The sequence below is a fragment of the Nevskia sp. genome, assembly GCF_051860985.1.
In the GTDB taxonomy this organism is placed as follows: domain Bacteria; phylum Pseudomonadota; class Gammaproteobacteria; order Nevskiales; family Nevskiaceae; genus Nevskia.
The window spans coordinates 97,546-116,698 of record NZ_JBIMKV010000005.1; the positions used below are offsets into that span (position 1 = coordinate 97,546).

The 19,153-nt window shown below is 68.2% G+C and carries 15 protein-coding genes and 1 pseudogene; 5 read left to right on the forward strand and 11 right to left on the reverse strand.

Annotation, left to right across the window (positions count from 1 at the left end; translation table 11 throughout):
* Window positions 1–103: 103 nt before the first annotated feature.
* The 10 genes from lipB to ACTIGJ_RS06785 form a co-directional block, all read right to left on the reverse strand.
* Entirely contained in the window at window positions 104–754 is a 651-nt protein-coding gene (lipB, locus tag ACTIGJ_RS06740) for a lipoyl(octanoyl) transferase LipB (protein WP_439639522.1), read from the reverse strand.
* On the reverse strand, window positions 751–1,029 hold the full coding sequence (locus ACTIGJ_RS06745) for a YbeD family protein (RefSeq protein ID WP_439639523.1): 279 nt from the start codon (window positions 1,027–1,029) through the stop codon (window positions 751–753). The genes lipB and ACTIGJ_RS06745 overlap by 4 nt, the downstream gene beginning before the upstream one ends.
* Before the next feature lie 16 nt (window positions 1,030–1,045).
* Window positions 1,046–2,215, reverse strand: coding sequence for a D-alanyl-D-alanine carboxypeptidase family protein (locus ACTIGJ_RS06750; RefSeq protein ID WP_439639524.1), 1,170 nt, complete (start codon window positions 2,213–2,215; stop codon window positions 1,046–1,048).
* Window positions 2,216–2,297: 82 nt separating this feature from the next.
* Window positions 2,298–3,290 (reverse strand): septal ring lytic transglycosylase RlpA family protein, encoded by a 993-nt coding sequence (locus tag ACTIGJ_RS06755; RefSeq protein ID WP_439639525.1) that lies wholly within the window; start codon window positions 3,288–3,290, stop codon window positions 2,298–2,300.
* Window positions 3,287–4,336 carry a lytic murein transglycosylase B gene (gene mltB / locus ACTIGJ_RS06760; protein ID WP_439639526.1) on the reverse strand — a complete coding sequence of 350 codons (1,050 nt, stop codon included), beginning with the start codon at window positions 4,334–4,336 and terminating at the stop codon, window positions 3,287–3,289. The genes ACTIGJ_RS06755 and mltB overlap by 4 nt, the downstream gene beginning before the upstream one ends.
* 9 nt (window positions 4,337–4,345) lie before the next feature.
* Complete coding sequence (gene rodA, locus ACTIGJ_RS06765) at window positions 4,346–5,476, reverse strand: rod shape-determining protein RodA (protein ID WP_439639527.1); 1,131 nt, start codon at window positions 5,474–5,476, stop codon at window positions 4,346–4,348.
* A complete protein-coding gene (gene mrdA, locus ACTIGJ_RS06770) occupies window positions 5,473–7,506 on the reverse strand; it encodes a penicillin-binding protein 2 (RefSeq protein WP_439639528.1) in 2,034 nt (677 codons plus the stop codon). Before mrdA ends, rodA begins: the two co-directional genes overlap by 4 nt.
* A gap of 10 nt (window positions 7,507–7,516) precedes the next feature.
* Window positions 7,517–8,011: a rod shape-determining protein MreD gene (gene mreD, locus ACTIGJ_RS06775; protein ID WP_439639529.1), complete on the reverse strand. Its 495-nt coding sequence runs from the start codon at window positions 8,009–8,011 to the stop codon at window positions 7,517–7,519.
* Window positions 8,008–9,045, reverse strand: coding sequence for a rod shape-determining protein MreC (mreC, locus tag ACTIGJ_RS06780; RefSeq protein ID WP_439639530.1), 1,038 nt, complete (start codon window positions 9,043–9,045; stop codon window positions 8,008–8,010). Before mreC ends, mreD begins: the two co-directional genes overlap by 4 nt.
* A gap of 212 nt (window positions 9,046–9,257) precedes the next feature.
* Window positions 9,258–10,295, reverse strand: a complete 1,038-nt coding sequence (locus ACTIGJ_RS06785) for a rod shape-determining protein (RefSeq protein WP_439639531.1) — start codon at window positions 10,293–10,295, stop codon at window positions 9,258–9,260.
* Between the two features lie 245 nt (window positions 10,296–10,540).
* Here ACTIGJ_RS06785 and gatC point away from each other — a divergent pair, with 245 nt between their 5' ends.
* From gatC to ACTIGJ_RS06810, 5 genes are all read left to right on the forward strand, one after another.
* Window positions 10,541–10,828 carry an Asp-tRNA(Asn)/Glu-tRNA(Gln) amidotransferase subunit GatC gene (gatC, locus tag ACTIGJ_RS06790; RefSeq protein ID WP_439639532.1) on the forward strand — a complete coding sequence of 96 codons (288 nt, stop codon included), beginning with the start codon at window positions 10,541–10,543 and terminating at the stop codon, window positions 10,826–10,828.
* Window positions 10,829–10,933: 105 nt separating this feature from the next.
* Window positions 10,934–12,394, forward strand: coding sequence for an Asp-tRNA(Asn)/Glu-tRNA(Gln) amidotransferase subunit GatA (gatA, locus tag ACTIGJ_RS06795; RefSeq protein WP_439639533.1), 1,461 nt, complete (start codon window positions 10,934–10,936; stop codon window positions 12,392–12,394).
* Window positions 12,391–13,842 (forward strand): Asp-tRNA(Asn)/Glu-tRNA(Gln) amidotransferase subunit GatB, encoded by a 1,452-nt coding sequence (gene gatB, locus ACTIGJ_RS06800; protein ID WP_439639534.1) that lies wholly within the window; start codon window positions 12,391–12,393, stop codon window positions 13,840–13,842. Before gatA ends, gatB begins: the two co-directional genes overlap by 4 nt.
* Window positions 13,843–13,850: 8 nt before the next feature.
* The gene (locus ACTIGJ_RS06805; protein WP_439639535.1) at window positions 13,851–14,744 is read left to right on the forward strand and encodes an Hsp33 family molecular chaperone HslO; all 894 of its coding nucleotides are present in this window, start codon (window positions 13,851–13,853) and stop codon (window positions 14,742–14,744) included.
* Window positions 14,744–15,205: an SET domain-containing protein-lysine N-methyltransferase gene (locus ACTIGJ_RS06810; protein WP_439639536.1), complete on the forward strand. Its 462-nt coding sequence runs from the start codon at window positions 14,744–14,746 to the stop codon at window positions 15,203–15,205. Before ACTIGJ_RS06805 ends, ACTIGJ_RS06810 begins: the two co-directional genes overlap by 1 nt.
* Window positions 15,206–15,274: 69 nt before the next feature.
* Here ACTIGJ_RS06810 and ACTIGJ_RS06815 read toward each other — a convergent pair.
* A pseudogene (locus tag ACTIGJ_RS06815) lies at window positions 15,275–18,994 on the reverse strand (Calx-beta domain-containing protein); the annotation flags it as partial.
* Between the last annotated feature and the right edge of the window lie 159 nt (window positions 18,995–19,153).

The following is a 19,153-nucleotide window of genomic DNA, read 5'->3' on the forward strand; positions in this document are numbered from 1 at the left end:
ATCGGGAAAGGGGTGGGCTGCAAGGGCCAAAACTATACGCGATGGATCGACGATTGGAGTTCTCGATCGCCGGATCGTTCAGTGCCCCTGCGGGCCGCGCGGGTCAGCCCGGTGTCGCGAGCCGGGCGATCAGCACGTCGACCAGCGCCTGCTGGACCGCCGGCAGCGACGGCGGGGCGGCGCACAGGTCGGCGATCTGGGTCATCTGCATGTCGATCAGGCCGCAAGGATTGATCCGTGCGAACGGTTCCAGATCCATCGCCACGTTCAGCGCCAGCCCGTGGTAGCTGCAGCCTCGGCTGACGCGCAGGCCCAGCGAGCCGATCTTGCGCAGCCCCGGCCGGCCATCGAACGGGCCGTCGACGTAGACGCCGGGCGCATCGGCCCGGGCCTGCGCTGTAATGCCGTAGCCGGCCAGCACCGCGATCATCGCGGTCTCCAGCAGCGTGACCAGCGCGCGGATGCCTTCGCCGCGCCGGGCCAGATCGACCAGCACGTAGATCACCGCCTGGCCGGGGCCGTGGTAGGTGACCTGGCCGCCGCGGTTGCTCTGCACCACCGGGATGTCGCCCGGCGCCAGCAGGTGCTCCGGCTTGCCGGCCTGTCCCTGGGTGAACACCGGCGGATGCTCGACGCACCACAGCTCGTCCGCCGACGTCGCCGTGCGGGCGGCGGTGAAGTCCCGCATCTCGGCGTAGACGCTGCCGTAGTCGCGCAGGCCGAGGTGGCGAACCACGACCGGCAGCGTGCTCACAGCGCCAGGATCACACCCGGATCGGCGGTCACCGCCTTGATCACGCGGTCGAGTTGCTCGGCGTCGTCGGCAGTGAAGTTCACTGTCAGCGACAGGTACTTGCCGGTCGACGACAGCCGGCGTGCGGTGGTCACCGGGGCGCCGGCCGCCAGTTCGGCGCGAACGGCGTCGGCGATGCGCGCGGCGGTTGCCTCGTCCGGGCGGATGAACACCTTCAGCGGAAACTCGCAGGGATAGGTCAGTCCGGCGGGTGCCTTCGGTTCCGCGTCGCTCATGTCGGGAAATCCCGTGTTACAGGCCGAACCAGAGCTTGATCTGGTCGATCAGCCGCCGCCAGAAGCCGCCCGCCTTGACCTCGGTCAGCGCCACCAGCTCGACGGTGCGCAGCGGCTTGCCGTCGGCGGTGATCGTGGCTTTGCCGAGCACGGTGCCGGCGGCGATCGGGGCGACCGCGCGGGCATCGAGTTCCGGCACCACCTGCAGCGTTTCCTTGGCGCCGCGCTGCAGGGTCAGGCGCAGCGGTTCCAGGGTGCCGACCTGCACGCTGTCGGTCTCGCCCTTGTAGACGCGAACGCTGCCGACCGCCGCCGCCGGGCCGAACAGGCTGGCGCTTTCCCAGAAGCGGAAGCCGTAGTTCAGCAGCTCCAGGCTGGCCTGCTCGCGGTAGGCCCAGGTCGGCGCGCCCATCACCGCCGAGATCAGCCGGCGGCCGTCGCGCTTGGCCGACGACAGCAGGCAGTAGCCGGCAGCACTCGTGTGGCCGGTCTTGATGCCGTCGACGGTCGGGTCCTTGATCAGCAGGCCATTGCGGTTTTCCTGCGGCCGGTCGATGCCGTACTTGAACGACTTTTCCGAGTAGATCGCGTAGCCGTCCGGGAAGTCGCGGATCAGCGCCCGGCCGAGGATCGCCAGATCGCGGGCGGTGGTGTAGTGCTCCGGATGCGGCAGGCCGCTGGCGTCGACGAAATGGCTGTTCGCCATGCCGAGCCGCTTGGCGTATTCGTTCATCAGGTCGGCGAAGGCGTCCTCGCTGCCGGCCAGGTGCTCGGCCAGCGCGATCGAAGCGTCGTTGCCGGACACGATGATGATGCCTCTGAGCAGATCCTCGATCTTTACCCGGCTGCCGAGCGTCAGGAACATCCGCGATTCGCTGGAATCCTTGCCCTGCCGCCAGGCCTTCTCGCTGACCAGGGCGGTGTCGTCGAGCTTCAGACGGCCCTTCTTGATCTCGTCGAAGGCGATGTAGGTGGTCAGCACCTTGGTGATCGATGCCGGCTCGATGCGGGCATCCGGATTGCTGCCGACCAGCAGCTCGCCGCTGTCGAAGTCGATCAGCGCATAGCTCTTGGCATCGATGCTCGGCGCGTCGGGAATGGTGATCGCGCGCGCCGGGCTGGCGGCAGCGATGACGGTGGCCGTGGCGAGCAGCAGCGAACGGGCAAGCAGGAGCGGTCGGTTCATCCGGGAGATCGGCTTTCTAAGGTGCGGAAACAGCGGAAATGGTAGCGCAGCGGGTCGATTGCCGCAGCGCAACAAGCGGCGATTACTCGTAGACGAGAATGGTCGGCGTGTCGTCGGCGTGCAGCTTCTCGCGCATCGATTTCAGGGCGGCGGGGTCGTCGAACGGGCCGATCAGCACCCGGTACACCCACCGGCTGTTGCGCAGCGCGCTCTTGACCATCAGCGGCTTGACGCCGTTGAGCCGCAGGTAGTCGCGGAAGGTCAGCGCATTGTTGGTGTCGTTGAACACGCCGGCCTGCAGGAAGCGCGGCGGCTTGCCGGCCCCTGCGGCTGCCGGCGCCGGCGCAGGGGGCGCCGATACCGCCGCCGTAGCCGGGATCGACACCTTCGGCGCCGGTGCGCTGGCCGCAGGGGCTGCTATCGGCGCTTGGGCCGGCGCGGTGACGACGGCGGTGTCCGGCGGCGGCAGCGTGCGGCCATCGGCGTCCACCACTTCCAGTTCCACCTCGGCCGAGCCATGGGCGATCAGGTCCAGCTTGGCGGCGGCGGTATACGACAGGTCGACGATCCGGCCATCGTGGAACGGTCCGCGATCGTTGACCCGCACCACCACGCTCTTGCCGTTGGACAGGTTGGTGATCCGCGCAAAGGTCGGGATCGGCAGCGTCTTGTGGGCGGCGCTCATCGCGAACATGTCGTACTTCTCGCCGCTGGACGTGCGCCGACCGTGGAACTTCTTGCCGTACCAGGACGCGTGGCCGCGCTCCTTGAAGCCGCGGGCATCGGCCAGCACTTCGTAGCGCTTGCCGAACACCTCGTAGGAATCCGGATTGCCGTACTTGCTCCGCTCGACCGCTTCCGGCACCGCGTCCGGGATCGAGGTGACGTTGGGCGGAATCTCGCCGGGCAGCGGCGGCCGGTCCTTCTCGGAGGCCGGTGCGGGCGGCAGCGTGCCGGACGTGCCCGGACGCGGCAGCGGTACCCGCGACGGCTGCCGGGACGGCACCGGATCGACCGCGCAGGCGGCCAGCAGCAGGGCGGCGGCGGCCGCCGCCACGCGCATCCAGAGGCTCATCGGGCGGCGCTCGTCGTGCTGTCGGTTGCTTGCGCGGCCGCCAGTTCATTGGCCAGCTGGGTCACCGCCATCGCATAGAAGGTGCGCGGGTTGTAGGTGAACACGGCATAGAAGTTCGGCAGCGCCAGCCAGTATTCGCGGCTGCTGCCCCGGCGCAGTTCGACCAGGCCGACCGGCGTGTTGGCCGGCAGCGCCACGGCCGGCACGACGCCGGCCTTGACCAGACTGGCGACGGTCTGGTCGGCCCGCTTGCCGTTGCGCGGCAGCGTCGCCGGCAACGGGCCGGACACCGTCGCCGGGACGATCAGCGGCTCGCCGCGCTGCCAGCTGCGCTTCGGGTCGTAGCGGGTCAGGTAATGGGCGATCGAGCCGATCGCGTCCGGCGCGCTCCACAGGTCGCGACGGCCGTCGCCGTCGTAGTCCAGCGCCAGCCAGCGGTAATTGCTCGGCATGAACTGGGCAAAGCCCATCGCGCCGGCGTAGGAGCCGAGCAGATCGGCCGGATTGCGCGCGGCATCGCGGGCCAGCGCGAAGAATTCGGTCAGTTCGGAGAAGAAGAACGGACTGCGCCGGGGATGATCGAAGCCCTGGGTGGTCAGGGCATCGAGCACCCGGTACTTGCCGGTGTAGGCGCCGTACTTGGTTTCCACGCCCATCACGGCGGCGACCACCGTCGGCGGCACGCCGAACTCGGCTTCGGCCCGGGCGAACCAGGCGGCATGGGCCTTCAGGTAGGCGACGCCGTTGGCGATGTTCTTCGGGTTGACGTGGATCGGCCGGTAGGCGTCCCAGTCGGGTAGCGTCTCGGCCTGCTCGTCCGGCTTCGGCTGCGGCGATTCCTTGTTGTTGAGTTCCTTGTCGATCAGGTTCGGCAGCTTCTTGGCGTCCTTCAGCGCCGCTTTCACGACATCGAGATCGGCCGGCGAAAAGCCGTAGTCGTCGCGCAGCGTGTCGAGCAGCAGCGGCACCTTGGGATGATGCTGGTAGTCGGCCTGCGCGGTCGCGGCGAGCAGCGCCAGCGTCACGGCGGCGAAGGTCTTGGGCATGTCGATGTTCTAGTTCGCCAGCAGCTTTCGGTGGGTGTAGACCGACATCAGCATCCCGAAACCGGCCAGCAAGGTCACGGCCGAGGTACCGCCGAAGCTCACCAGCGGCAGCGGTACGCCGACCACCGGCAGCAGGCCGATGACCATGCCCATGTTGATGAACACGTAGACGAAGAAGGTCATCGCCAGGCTGCCGGCCAGCAGCCGCTGGAAGCTGTCCTGGCCTCTGAGCGCGATGTACAGGCCGCGGCCGACGATCGCCGCATAGAGCGCCATCAGCACGGCGACGCCGAGCAGGCCGAGTTCTTCGGAAAACACCGCGAAGATGAAATCGGTGTGCGATTCCGGCAGGAAGTCGAGCTTGGCCTGGGTACCGGCCAGCCAGCCCTTGCCGAACAGGCCGCCGGAGCCGATCGCGATCTTGCTCTGGGTGATGTGGTAGCCGGTGCCGAGCGGGTCGCGCTCCGGGTCGAGAAAGGTCAGCACGCGGTTGCGCTGGTAGTCGTGCAGCTTGTACCAGAGCAGTGGCGCGGCGGCGGCAGCAGCAGCCAGCACCAGCAGGATCCAGCGCACGCCCAGTCCGCCGAAATACAGCGCCAGCACGCCGGCCGCCAGCACCAGCATCGCGGTGCCGAGGTCCGGCTGCATGGCGATCAGCACGGTCGGCACGCCGATGATCGCCAGCGTGATCAGGATGGTCATCGGCTTCGGCGGCAGCGGCCGGGTGTGCAGGTAGGCGGCGACCGCCATCGGCATCGCCAGCTTGAGGATTTCCGACGGCTGGAAGCGCAGTACGCCGAGATCCAGCCAGCGCTGCGCGCCCTTGGCGTGATCGCCGAGCACCAGCACCGCCAGCAGCATCAGCACGCCGAAGCCGTAAAGCCACGGCGCCGACCGGCGGTAGAACTCCGGCGGCGCCTGCGCGGCGATGATCATCACGCCGAAACCCAGCCCCAGCCGCTCGGCCTGGTTGATCACCACCGCCATCGAATGGCCGCTGGCCGAGTACTGCACCAGCAGCCCGACCACGCCGAGCGCCAGCAGCAGCAGCCCGAGCCAGAGATCGATATGCAGCTTGGCCAGCTGGTCGGCCAGGCTGACCGACTGCTGCGGCGCACGGGACAGGACATGCGTGTTCATGGCGTCACCGGCGAGGCCGCCGGCGGTTCGTCGCCGTGGTCGTGGGTGCTCGGGCCGTCCTCGTCCTGTTCGGGGTCCGGCGTTTCGCCGGCCGCTGCCGCAGCGGCGGCGGCAGCCGATTCGGCGGCAGCGGCGGTGCTGGCGTCGACGCCGTAGCGGACTTCGCCAAGCAGGTACTGGTCCATCACCTGGCGGGCGACGGGGGCGGCTACCGAGCCGCCGTGGCCGGCATGCTCGGCGATCACCGCGACCGCGATGCGCGGCTCGTCGACCGGCGCGAAGGCGATGAACAGCGCGTGGTCGCGCAGGTGCTTCGGCGTGCCTTCCAGGGTCGGCGCGATCTTCTCGTCCTGCTTGAGCGCGGCGACCTGCGCGGTGCCGGTCTTGCCGGCCGAGCTGTACGGCGCGTCCTTGAAGGCCCGGTAGGCGGTGCCGCCGGGGAACATGTTGACCTGCTCCATCGAATGGATCACGCGCTCCAGAAGATCGGCGTTCTGACCGGTCAGCGGCGGCAAGGGTTCCGGCGCCACGCCGGTGATCGCGCCGGTCGAGGGATCGGAGATCGCGTGAACCACGTGCGGCTTGAAGCCCTGGCCGCGCATCGCCACGCGGGCGGTGGCCTGCGCCAGCTGCAGCGGCGTGGTGGTGAGATAGCCCTGGCCGATGCCGATCGACAGCGTTTCGCCCGGGAACCAGGCCTGCTTGTAGACCCGGCGCTTCCATTCCTTCGACGGCAGCAGGCCGCCCTTCTCGTTCGGGATGTCGATGCCGGTCTGTGTGCCGAAGCCGAACTGGCCCAGGATCTCGTCGATCCGGTCGATGCCGAGGTTCTGTGCCGCCTGGTAGAAGTAGATATCGCAGGACTTGGCGATCGCGCCGTCCAGATTGACGGTGCCGTGGCCCTGGCGCTTGTGGCAGCGGTACTTGCGCGAACTGCCCGGCAGGGTCATCGAGCCGCCGCAGTAGACCGCCGTGTCCGGCGTCACGGTGCGGAAATTCAGCGCCGCCGTGGCCATGAACGGCTTGATCGTGGAGCCTGGCGGATAGGTGCCGAGCAGTGCGCGGTTGTACAGCGGCCGGGTCTTGTCCTCGAGCAGACCGCGATAGCTCTTGGCGTCGATGCCTTCGACGAACAGCTTCGGGTCGTAGCCGGGCTTCGACACCAGGGCCAGCACTTCGCCGTTGCGCGGGTCGATCGCCACCACCGCGCCTTCGAGATCGCCCAGCGCCTTTTCGGCGACCAGCTGCAGCTTGGCGTCGAGGCTCAGGAACAGGTTCTGGCCGGAGCTGCCGGGCTGCGAGTCCAGTTCGCGCAGTGGCCGGCCGGAGGCATTGGCCTCGACGATCTTCGCTCCCGGCACGCCGCGCAGCTGGTCCTCGTGGCTGCGCTCGACACCCGACTTGCCGATCTGCGACAGCCCCTGGTACGAAGCTTCGTCGAGCTTGGCGTAGTCGGCCTCGCTGATGCCGCCGACATAGCCGATGACGTGTGCCGCGCTTTCGCCGAGCGGGTAGTTGCGCACCAGCCCGGCATTGACTTCGACGCCGTCGAACTCGTAGCGGTTGAGCTGGTAGCGGGCGACTTCCTCGGGCGTCAGGTTCGAACGCAGGGTGACGCTGCGGTAGCGCGGCCCCTTGCGCATCCGTTCCCGGAAACGGGCGATGTCCTGATCGCTGATGTTCACGTAGGCCTTGAGCCGCGCCAGCGTGTCGTTCAGGTTCTTGACCCGCTCGGGCGTGATGTCGAGCACGAAGCTCGGCACGTTCTGGGCGAGCAGCGCGCCGTTGCGGTCGTAGATCAGGCCGCGCACCGGGGCGATCGCGGTCAGCCGCATGCGGTTGTCGTCGGCGCGCGTCGTGTAGTAGTCGTGCTGGACCAGCTGCAGCTCGACCAGCCGCGCCGCCAGCAGGCCGATCATCACCAGACACAGCATCGCCGCGAAGACCACGCGGCTGGTGAAGGTGCGCTTTTCCTCGTACAGATCCTTGATCGCGTCGTAGCCGCTGCGCGACGAGCCAAGAGCACTCACCGGCACGGCCTCACGGCAGGCGCATCCGGCTGCGGCGGCGGGCGCGGCGGGCACGAACGGTGTCGAGCAGTGCGGCGCAGATCGGCCAGGCGATGGAGGTCGACACGATCGGCAGCCAGCGCAGCGTGGCGTCGGCGGCGTGGCGGGTCAGGCCGTCGATCCAGAACATCAGGAACGCGTACAGCCCCCAGACCGGAATCAGCGCCAGCCCGGCCTGCCAGGTCGGGAACAGGGTGTAGATGCCGGCCAGCCGGCGGATCAGCACCGCCGCCACCACCAGCCCCAGCGCGTGCTGGCCGAGCGGAGCGCTGAACAGCACATCGCAGCACAGGCCGAGCAGCCATGCGGCGGCGACGGCCGGCGCTTCCGGCACGTACAGCGCCCAGTAGCCGATGATCATCAGCGGCCAGGCCGGCCGCGCCAGCGCTGCCCACTCGGGCAGCTCGACGACCTGCAGCATCAGGGCCAGCACCAGGCTGGCAAGAAAGCCGAGCGCGCCGATCACGGGGCGGCCGGCTTCGGCTTCTGGGCTGCAGCCGACGCGGGCGCAGTGGCCGGTGCGCCAGCAGCCGGTGCTGGTGCCGGTGTGGGCGCCGGTACGGGCTTCGCGGCAGCCGGCGGCGCGGCCGACTTGACCGGCAGCTCGATCGGCACAGTGACCGGTTCTTCCTCGGTGCCGGATGACGGCAGCGCCCGCTCGCTCCAGACCAGCAGCGCCTGCCGGCCCTGGCTGAGCTTGGCCTTCGGCCAGGCGATCGCTTCCATGAAGCTTTCGCCACCGGCGTGCTTGAGTTCGTGCACGGTGCCGACCGGATAGCCGGCCGGGAAACGGCCGCCGAGGCCGGACGTCACCAGCAGGTCGCCGACCTTGACGTCGGCATTGCCCGGCAGATACGGCAGCGACAGGCTGTGGCCGTCGCCGCGGCCGAGCGCGATCGTCTGCAGGCCGGTACGGTTGATTTCCACCGGAATGCCGTGGTCGGGGTCGGTGATCAGCAGCGCTACCGACGACCCCGGATTGACCTGCACCACCTGGCCCATCACGCCTTCGGCATCGACCAGCGCCTGCCCCCGGTAGACGCCGTCGCGGCCGCCCTTGTTGAGCACGATCTGGTGTCGGTACGGGTCCTGGCTGGTGGCCAGGATCTCGGCGATCAGTACCCGGTCTTCCAGCGAGGTTGCCGAGGCCAGCAGCTCGCGGATGCGGATGTTCTCGGCTTCCAGCGATTCCAGCCGCAGCAGCCGGGCATCCTGCTTGAGCAGCCGTTCGCGCAGTTCGCGGTTGTCGGTCAGCAGGGATTCCCGCGACCGGAAGTGATCGACGCCGTTGCCGACTTCCGCCGGCGACGCGGCCATCCAGAGCACCGGCATCAGCGCCCACGACATCCACTGACGGACCGGTTCCAACCGCTGGCTGCCCTGGTTCTCGGCCACCATCAGCAAGATCGACAGCGACACGAAGAGGGTCAGCTTCAGACCGAGACCGGGGCCACGGGGAAACAGCGAATGGCGCGAGGAATCGCTAAGCGAGGTGTTCAAGGGCCGGGCGCAGAAGGCGTCTGCAGCGGAGTGCAGGAATCGCCAGAGAATAGGGTGCGATCGCCATCGCTACAACCGTTTACGAGCCGTTCACGGACCGTTTGCGGGTGGTCCGCCGGTCCGTGACGCGCCGCACAGCCGCTTTTGCAGGCGATCCGCCGCAGCGGCCCGGCGCAGCCGGCGCTGGCTGGCCGGCGCGACTGTGCCGACGATCAGTCGATCAGGTAGATGTCGCCCTTCTGGTCGAGCATGTCCAGCAGCATGCCGCCGCCGCGGGCGACGCAGGTCAGCGGGTCGTCGGCGATGATCACCGGCAGACCGGTTTCCTCCGACAGCAGCTTGTCGAGATCGCGCAGCAGCGCCCCGCCGCCGGTCAGCACGATGCCGCGCTCGGCGACGTCGGAACCCAGCTCCGGCGGCGTGCGTTCCAGCGCCTGCTTGACCGCCTTGACGATGCCGGCCAGCGGTTCCTGCAGCGCGTCGAGGATCTCGTTCGAGTTCATCGTGAAGTTGCGCGGCACGCCAGCGGCCAGATGGCGACCGACGATGTCGATTTCCTGCACTTCCGGCCCCGGGAAGGCGGTGCCGATTTCCTGCTTGATGCGCTCGGCCGTGGCTTCGCCGATCAGCATGTTGTACTGGCGGCGCACGTAGCTGACAATCGCCTCGTCGAAGCGGTCACCGCCGATGCGCACCGATTCGGCGTAGACGATGCCGTTCAGCGAGATCACCGCCACTTCCGAGGTGCCGCCGCCGATGTCGACCACCATCGAGCCGCGGGCCTCGGAAATCGGGATGCCGGCGCCGAGCGCAGCAGCGATCGGTTCCTCGATCACGTAGACCTTGCGGGCGCCGGCGTTTTCCACCGATTCCTTGATCGCGCGGCGTTCGACCTGGGTCGAGCCGTACGGCACGCAGACCACCACGCGGGTCATCGGCCGCATCACGCGGCCTTTCTGCACCTTGCGGATGAAGTGCTGCAGCATCTTCTCCGTCACCGTGTAGTCCGCGATCACGCCATCGCGCAGCGGGCGGATGGTGGAGATGTTGGTCGGCGTGCGGCCGAGCATCCGCTTGGCATCGATGCCGACCGCCTCGATCTTCTTCGCGCCGCGGCCGTCGAGGCGGATTGCCACCACCGAGGGTTCGTTCAGCACGATGCCTTCGTCGCGGACATAGACCAGCGTGTTCGCGGTGCCGAGGTCGATGGAAAGGTCGTTGACAAACAGGCGGCGGACGGCGTCGAACATCGCGATTTTTCGAAAGGACGGGGCGGGGAAGCGCGGATCGCGCAAACGTGAGACGGCGGGAAAAACGGCCGCGAGCACGACGGCGGACGCTGATTTGCGCGGAAATATACCTCAAGCGTTTGCCGTGCATGTTGCGCTGCGGGTGGCTGCCCGCGATCGTTTATCATCGCGGCACGCCGAAAAACCCGCATTTCCATGGCCGATGTCGTGGAAATGCTCCGTGTTCCGCATCTTTCCCGAACGCCATGTCCCTGACCCCCGAACAAGTGCGCCAGGTTGCCCACCTCGCCCGCCTGCAGCTGAACCCCGAACAGGTCGAGCCCTACGCCCGGCAGCTGACCGACATCCTCGGCATGGTCGATCGCCTGTCGGCGGCCGACACCGCTGGCGTCAGCCCGATGGCCCACCCGCTGGACATGGTGCAGCGTCTGCGGCCGGACGTGATCAGCGAAGCCGACCGCCGTGACGACTACCAGGCGATCGCGCCGGACACCCAGGACGGGCTGTACCTGGTGCCGAAAGTCATCGAATAGCCGTGATTGCGACCGGGTGAAGCCGGGTCGCAATCACTCGTGCGGTTCGAGCCAACGCGTGACGCGTCGCTCAGCCGCCCGCAAGACCGATTCCATCGAGAAATCATGCACAAGCATTCCATTGCCGAACTCGCTGCCGGCCTGCGCGAAAAGCGGTTTTCGTCGCGCGAGCTGACCCAGGCCTATCTGAAGCGCATCGACCGCTTCGATGGTGCGATCAACGCCTACGTCACCGTCACTGCCGAACGGGCGCTGAAGCAGGCGGATGCCGCCGATGCCCGGATCGCCGCTGGCGATGCCGGCCTGCTGACCGGCATCCCGCTCGGCCAGAAGGACATCTTCTGCAGCACCGGCGTCCGCACCGCCTGCGGCTCGCGGATGCTCGACAAGTTCATCGCCCCGTACGACGCCACCATCGTCGAAAAGCTCGATGCCGCCGGCATGGTCATGCTCGGCAAACTGAACATGGACGAATTCGCGATGGGCTCGTCGAACGAGACCTCGTTCTACGGCCCTGTGTCCAACCCCTGGGACAAGACCCGGGTGCCGGGCGGTTCCTCGGGCGGCTCGGTCGCCGCCGTTGCCGCCGGCCTGTGCCCGGTCGCCACCGCCACCGACACCGGCGGCTCGATTCGCCAGCCGGCTGCATTGACCAATCTCACCGGCATCAAGCCGACCTACGGCCGGATATCGCGCTACGGCATGATCGCCTTCGCTTCCAGCCTTGATCAGGCCGGCGTCGTCGCCCGTTCCGCCGAGGATGCCGCTCATGTGCTGCAGGCGATGTCCGGCTTCGATGCCAAGGACTCGACCAGCGTCGAGCGTCCGGTCGATGACCTGGTTTCAGGCCTCGGCCAGTCGATCAAGGGCCTGACCATCGGCCTGCCCAAGGAATACTTCGCCGACGGCATGGCCCCCGGCGTCCGCGCCCGGGTGGAGGAGGCGATCGCTACGCTCACGAAGATCGGCGTCAACTTCCGCGAGATCAGCCTGCCGAACTCGCCGCTCAGCGTGCCGACCTATTACGTCGTCGCTCCGGCCGAAGCCAGTTCCAATCTGGCCCGCTTCGACGGCGTGCGCTACGGCCACCGCGCCGAGGGTGCGAAGTCGTTGGAAGAGCTGTACAAGATGAGTCGCGGCGAAGGCTTCGGCACTGAAGTGCAGCGCCGGATCATGATCGGCACCTACGTGCTCAGCCACGGCTACTACGACGCCTACTACTTGCAGGCGCAGAAGGTCCGCCGGCTGATCTACGACGATTTCAAGCGCGCCTATGCCGACGGCATCGACCTGATCCTCGGTCCGACCGCCACCGATGTCGCCTTCAAGTTCGGCCAGAACAGCGACGATCCGGTCGCCATGTACCTGAACGACATTTACACCATCGCTGCCAACCTGGCCGGCATCCCGGCGATGAGCCTGCCCTGCGGCTTCGTCGACGGCCTGCCGACCGGCTTCCAGCTGATGGGCAACTTCTTCAGCGAAGCGCGGATGCTGAATGTCGCGCACCAGTATCAGCAGGCCACCGACTTCCACACCCAGTGGCCGACGGAGTACGCGTCATGAGTCAGATCCCGGAAGGTTGGGAAGCCGTCATCGGTCTCGAAGTGCACTGCCAGCTGTCGACGCAGTCGAAGATTTTTTCCGGTTCAGCGATCGCCTACGGTGCCGAGCCGAACACCCAGGCCAGCCCGATCGACCTCGGCATGCCCGGCATGCTGCCGGTACTGAACGTCGATGCGGTGAAGAAGGCGGTGACTTTCGGCCTGTCGGTCGGTGCCAAGATCGCGCCGCGCAGCGTGTTCGCGCGCAAGCACTACTTCTATCCGGATCTGCCGAAGGGCTACCAGATCTCGCAGTACGAGCTGCCGATCGTGTTCGAAGGCCATCTCGACATCGAGCTGGACGGCGGTGCCACCAAGCGCATCGGTATCACCCGTGCGCATCTGGAAGAGGATGCCGGCAAGTCGGTGCATGAAGGCTTCCAGAAGTCGTCGGGCATTGATCTCAACCGCGCCGGCACGCCGCTGATCGAGATCGTGTCTGAGCCGGACATCCGCACCGCGGCCGAAGCGGTGGCGTATCTCAAGAAGCTGCACCAGATCGTCGTTTACCTGGGCATCTGCGACGGCAACATGCAGGAAGGCTCGTTCCGCTGCGACGCCAACGTGTCGGTCCGCAAGGTCGGCGCGCCGAAGTTCGGCACCCGCACCGAGACCAAGAACGTCAACTCGTTCCGCTATGTCGAGAAGGCGATCGAGTACGAGATCGAGCGCCAGATCGAGGTGCTCGAGGCTGGCGGCACGATTCGCCAGGAAACCCGGCTGTTCAACCCGGACACCGGCGAGACGCGGGCGATGCGCTCCAAGGAGGACGCCAACGACTACCGCTACTTCCCGGACCCGGACCTGCTGCCGGTGGTCTGCACCGAGGAATACATCGCGGCGATCAAGGCCAGCCTGCCCGAACTGCCGGACGCCAAGCGCGCCCGCTTCGTCAAGGACTTCGGCCTGTCCGACTACGACGCCAAGACGCTGACCAGCTCGCGTGAGCTGGCCGCCTATTACGAGGCCGTGGTTGCCGCCAGCGGCGCGGAAGCCAAGCTGTGCGCCAACTGGGTGGCGACCGACCTGCTCGGCGCGCTGAACAAGCTGTCGAAGGAGATCACCGAATCGCCGATCAGCGCTGACGCGCTGGCCGGCATGCTCAAGCGCATCGCCGACAAGACCATCAGCGGCAAGCTCGCCAAGGATGTCTTCGAAGCGATGCTCAACGGCGAAGGCTCAGCCGACGACATCATCAAGGCCAAGGGGCTGGTCCAGATCACCGACGAGTCGGCGATCATCGCCGCGATCGACGACGTGATCGCCAAGAACCCGCAGCAGGTCGCCGACTACCGCTCGGGCAAGGACAAGCTGTTCGGCTTCTTCGTTGGCCAGGCGATGAAGGCGACCCAGGGCAAGGCCAATCCGGATGCGCTGAACCGCCTGCTCAAGGAACGCCTCGCCGGCTGACCCGCACCATGAACCAGCTGATTCCGTTCCAGTTCGCGAACCACATCGCGCACGGCGCGTTTGTCGTCATCGACGAAGGCGTAGCGGCGATGATGGATCACCGCGCCTATCCGCCGTCGGTGCGCGAGCTGATCGGCCAGGCGCTGGCGGCGATGCCGCTGCTGGCCACGCACACGCGCTTCGAAGGCCGCATCAACCTGCAGTTCCAGAGCGAGCAGGCGATCAAGCTGCTGGTCGCCCAGGTGCTGCAGGCCGAGGCCGCGCCGCTGACGGTGCGGGCAATGGCCAAGGTGTCGAGCGTGGTGGCCAAGGACGAGTCGAATCTCGGTTATCGCGACATGCTCAGCCACGGCATCCTGGCGCTGATGCTGGAGCCGTCGGACAGCGACCAGCCCTCACGGCAGGCGATGGTGCCGATCGATGGCGCCAGCCTCGCCGAATCGCTGGAAGGCTATTTCGACCAGAGCGAGCAGCTGCCGACGCTGATCCGTCTCGGTGCCACCCGCGACCGCGTGGTCGGCTTCATGCTGCAGCGCCTGCCGCTGGAGCACACCAAGGCGACGCAGGAAAGCTGGGAGCATCTGGCGATCCTGGCCAACACGCTGAACGCTGACGAACTGCTCAGCGCGCCGCCGGAAACGCTGATGCGCCGGCTGTTCGCCAACGAGGACTGGGGCTTCCATCCGCCGCAGGCAATCCATGTCGCCTGCCGCTGCTCGCGCGAAGGCATCTCGCTGCTGCTGCTGTCGCTGGGCCGCGAGGAGGTCGACAAGATCGTCGCCGAGCAGGGCAAGGTCGAAGTCACCTGCGAATTCTGCGGCAAGGCCTACGTCTATTCGCGCAGCGATGCGGCCACGCTGTTCGTCGCCGAGGGCAGCGAGCAGTCCGTGCTCAAACACTGATGATCCTCCCGAAGTACGAGGTCGCCGCGTCCCGCATCCCGATGGCCGGCAAGGGCCTGTTCCTTGCCGAGGACTGCGCCCGGGGGCGAGTCATCATCGCCCCGGACAACATCCACACGGTCTGGCCGGAAACGAAGCTGCGCCAGTTCCCGGCCGATTCGATCGAGGCGGAATCGAGCGTCCGCTGGTTCGAGGACTGGTACTCGCTGACGCCGGAATGGTCGGACGAGTGCTACGTCAACCACAGCTTCACGCCGACCGCGCTGTGGCACCTCGGCTTCATCTTCGCCGCTGCCGACCTGCCGGCCGGCACCGAGATCACGGTCGACTACCGGCTGGTGATCGGCAGCGGCGAAGTGATGCCGTTCCGCGATTCGGCCAGCGGCCGCGAGATCGTCGGCCTGCCGTGGCAGGACAACCTGCGGCTGTCGGCCGCCGCGCTGCTGCAGCTGATCGGCTGAAACGCCTCTGCCGCAAGCACGCAAGGGCGCCGTGGCGCCCTTACGTGCAGTGCCGTCAGGACCCGATCAGTCGTCGTTGACGATGGTGCCGATGCCTTGGCCATCGGCAATCGTCGCGCCGCCGGTGGCATTGCTCAGGTTGACGAAGAAGGTCTCGGTCGGCTCCACCGTGGTGTCGCCGCGCACCGGCAGGCTGGCCGTGCGCGAGGTCTGGCCCGGCGCAAAGCTCAGCGTCACCGTGCCGCCGGTGTAGTCGGAGCCGGCGGTGGCCGTGCCGTTGGCGGTGGTCGCGGTGACCCCCACGGTGCTGCTCGCCGCCGCCGACAAGGTCACCGTGAAGGTGATGTTGCGGGTGCCGCTATTGCCTTCGGTGACCGAGACGTCGTTGATCCGCAGGCTCGGCGCCGCCGGGGCGGTGTCGTCGTTGACGATGGTGCCGACGCCCTGGCTGTCGGCAATCGTCGCGCCGGTCGGGCTGCTCAGGTTGACCAGGAAGGTCTCGTCCGCTTCCACCGTGGTGTCGCCGTTGACGGTGATGCTGAACGTCTGGCTGGTGACGCCGGCCGCGAGGGTGACCGTGCCGGTGCCGGCCAGGTAGTCGCTGCCGGCGGTCGCCGTGCCATTGGCGGTGGCGTATGACACCGACACCGGGCTGCTGGCCGCTGCCGACAGGCTCAGCGTGAACGTCGCCGCCCGTGTGCCGCTGTTGCCCTCGGTGACCGAGACATCGTTGATCGTCAGGCTCGGCGGCGGCGCCGCGTCGTCGTTGAGGATGGTGCCGATGCCCTGGCTGTCGGCAATCGTTGCGCCGCCGGTGGCATTGCTGAGATTGACGAAGAAGGTTTCGTCCGGCTCGGCCGTGGTGTCGCCGCGGACCGGCAGGCTCACCGTGCGCGAGGTCTGGCCGGCGGCGAAGCTGAGCGTGGTGCTGCCGCCGGTGTAGTCGGAGCCGGCGGTCGCCGTGCCGTTGGCGCTGGCGGCGGCCACGGTCACCGTGCCGGTTGCGGCCCGCGACAGGCTGACCGTGAACGTCAGGTTGCGGGTGCCGCTGTTGCCTTCGGCAATCGAGACATCGTTGATGCTCAGGGCCGGCGGCGCTGCCGGCGCATCGCAGACCGACGGCGTGATCCCGAGCGAGAACGCCCGCACGCTGCCGGTGTCGGCGGCCGCGAAATCCTGCACCTGCAAGGTCCAGGTGCCGGCGGCGCTCTTGCCGTCGAAGGCGCTCAAGGCGGCGTTCGGCTTGAAGCTGCCGGTGTACGGCGCGCTGCCGGTGGTCTGGATGCTGCCGCCGGTGCTGTCGTCGTCGAGCAGCGTCTGGCAGAAATTGTTGCCGCCGGCGCCGACATTGCTGATCACCGGCACCAGGGTGCCGTCCGGTCCCAGCAGCCGTACCTGCAGATCGCCGAGATAGGTGTGATCGATGCCCACCGTCGTGGCGCCGGCCGCCGCGCTGCAGGCGCTGCCATCAATGCTCAGATCGATGTCGCCGATCGCGCCCGACAGCGCCGGCACCGTGACCGGCAGGCTGGCATTGGCGCCCGGACCGGCGTTGCTGCCGTCGGCAATGGCGACCACCGGGCCGCTGTAGCGGAAGGTCTGGCGGCTGCCGAGGTTGCCGGTCGAGGTGCTCAGCGGGAACGGCTGCGGGCTGTTGGCGCCGCTGTAGGTCGCCGTGAGCAGCAGCGCCAGCGGCCGGCCGCAGAGGTAGTTCGATTCGACCCTGAACCGGAAGGCCGTGCTGTTGGCGGCGCTGGCGTTCGGCGCCAGGTTCGGGTAGCTCGACACGCTGTCGAGGATGGTCAGCCCGGTGGTCGACGGCGCACTCAGCGTGCCGCTGATCGATGCGGCGGTGGCCGCGCCGACGTTGCGCAGCGGAATCGATACCGACCAGGTCTCGTTCGGCTCGATGGCGTTGTCGCCATCGCCCGATACCTGCGTGTAGACCGCGTTGCCGACCGCCAGCACCGCCTGCGGCGTGGCGCCGACGGAGGCCAGCGCCGGCCCCGGCATGACGATGCCGAAGCCGGTCGAGCGATCGACACCCGGCGCTTCGATGTCGATCGCCGTCGAGGTCAGCGCGGTGCGGACCTGGGCCGGCGTCAGCGCCGGCGCGCTGGATTTCAGCAGCGCGGCGATCGCGGCGGCATGCGGCGCGGCGGCCGAGGTGCCGTAGAAGGTGCTGAAGCCGGGCGCCGAGGTGCTGACGCCATCGGCGGCGGTCAGGTCCGGCTTCTGGCGCAGCGTGCCGCCGGTGGTGCTGCGATTGCCGGGCGTGATCTCCGCGCCGTTCGGCCGCAGGATGATCCGGCGCGGGCCGTCGGAGCTGAAGCTTTCGGTGGCGTTGACGGCGGTGAAGGCGTTCGGGAACGGCCCCGGTGGCGTGCTGCCGTCAAACGGGGTCAGCGCCGGCGTCGCCGCCAGGCTGAAAGCGGCGGCGGCCGCGCTGTGGCCGCGCGTGGTGCCGGCCGTGCTGAGCGCCGGATCGACCTTCCCCCGGAAGGCGATCAGGTTGAACATCGGCGGCGCGGTCGGGCCGGCTGCGAAGCGGTTGACGACCAGCCGGCTGCCGTTCGGCACGTTGGTCACGCGCTCGTAGGCGCGGTCGTTGCCGCCGCTGCCGTTCTGGCGGCTCATCGACGAACCGGTGACCGAACTCAGCGCGCCGTCGAGCACGTACAGGTCGTAATCGGTGGCAGCGGTGCCGCCGCTCAGCGTGTAGTGCTCGGCCCAGGTCAGGATCGCGCCGGCCGACGCGGCTTCGGTCACCCGCAGGGAATTGCCGCCGTCGCCGAAGTCGTGCAGCGGCCCGATGCCGGCCAGCGGCGTCGGGTTGGCGACGGTGCTGGCCTTGAAATCACCTTCCCAGGTGCCGGAAGTGCCGTCGGTCTTGTTGCCCTCGTTGCCGGCCGAGGAGAAATACAGCACGCCGGCGGCCGTCACGTCGTTGACCGCCACGGCCACCGGTCCGTCCTGGAACGGCGATTCATCGAAATAGAGGATGTCGTCGACGATCACCGTGCAGCCGCTGGCGGCCAGCGCACGGATGTTGTCGGCGAAGCTGGCTTCGCTGATGAAGGCGGTGGCGAAGCCGAGTGCGGCGCCGGGCGCCAGGTCGTGGATGATCTCCAGCATCGCGGTACCTTCATCGCCGGTGCCGGACTGGCCCGGCAGCACGTCGACGGCCGGCAGGTCGCCGCTGGCCTGGGCGGCGGCCAGCGAGGTCACGCCATCGGACAGCACGCACACCTTCTGGCCGGCGCCATTGGCGCCATAGCTGGCCCGCGCCAGATTGGCGGCATGCGCCTCGATGCCTTCCGAGCGGTCCAGCGCATGGGTCGTGGCCGGCACCGCATCGGCAATCAGCGTCACCTGCTTGAGCGCGGCAAGCGCCATCAGGTCGGCCAGCGGAATGCGCGCGCGGACCGTCTGGTGGCGGTAGGCGGCGTCCTTCGGCGACACCAGCACCGCCTTCAGCTCGACGAGCTTGCGAAGCACGGCATCGGTGTCGTCGCGGCCGGCGATGCCGATGTCGACCGTGTAGCGGCCGTCCTTGCCGGCCGCCAGATACTGGTAGGCGGGCAGTTGCGCCAGCCTTGCGTCGCCGCGCTGCCGGAGCAGCGCCATGTACAGCGCGGTGTCGAGCTTGTCCTCGATCGCCGTGCGCGCCTGCTTGATCTGCTGCAGCGTGGCGATCTGCGTGGCGGCGCTGGCCTGCAGCGTCGGCGCCGCCTGCGCGTGCGCGGCGCCGGCCAGCAGCAGCGCGCCCGCTGCGGCGGAGGTGGTCATCCATCCGCGACGGTTCAGTCCCCGCTGACGTCGGCTGTTGTTGTCCATGCTGTGCTGCCTCCCGAAATGGTGTTCGAACGGCGCTGCGGTATCCGGCTCGCAGGCTGCGCCGGTGTAGCACGGTGCTGTCGCGATGTGATCCGTACGTCATCGCGAGGT

What these genes read in the sequence shown, in the direction of transcription:
- ACTIGJ_RS06745 (WP_439639523.1), bottom strand. Translation starts at nt 1,029, where the DNA reads ATGAGCGACGCGGAACCGAAGGCACCCGCCGGACTGACCTATCCCTGC.
- ACTIGJ_RS06750 (WP_439639524.1), bottom strand. Translation starts at nt 2,215, where the DNA reads ATGAACCGACCGCTCCTGCTTGCCCGTTCGCTGCTGCTCGCCACGGCC.
- ACTIGJ_RS06755 (WP_439639525.1), bottom strand. Translation starts at nt 3,290, where the DNA reads ATGAGCCTCTGGATGCGCGTGGCGGCGGCCGCCGCCGCCCTGCTGCTG.
- mltB (WP_439639526.1), bottom strand. Translation starts at nt 4,336, where the DNA reads ATGCCCAAGACCTTCGCCGCCGTGACGCTGGCGCTGCTCGCCGCGACC.
- rodA (WP_439639527.1), bottom strand. Translation starts at nt 5,476, where the DNA reads ATGAACACGCATGTCCTGTCCCGTGCGCCGCAGCAGTCGGTCAGCCTG.
- ACTIGJ_RS06785 (WP_439639531.1), bottom strand. Translation starts at nt 10,295, where the DNA reads ATGTTCGACGCCGTCCGCCGCCTGTTTGTCAACGACCTTTCCATCGAC.
- gatC (WP_439639532.1), top strand. Translation starts at nt 10,541, where the DNA reads ATGTCCCTGACCCCCGAACAAGTGCGCCAGGTTGCCCACCTCGCCCGC.
- gatA (WP_439639533.1), top strand. Translation starts at nt 10,934, where the DNA reads ATGCACAAGCATTCCATTGCCGAACTCGCTGCCGGCCTGCGCGAAAAG.
- gatB (WP_439639534.1), top strand. Translation starts at nt 12,391, where the DNA reads ATGAGTCAGATCCCGGAAGGTTGGGAAGCCGTCATCGGTCTCGAAGTG.
- ACTIGJ_RS06805 (WP_439639535.1), top strand. Translation starts at nt 13,851, where the DNA reads ATGAACCAGCTGATTCCGTTCCAGTTCGCGAACCACATCGCGCACGGC.
- ACTIGJ_RS06810 (WP_439639536.1), top strand. Translation starts at nt 14,744, where the DNA reads ATGATCCTCCCGAAGTACGAGGTCGCCGCGTCCCGCATCCCGATGGCC.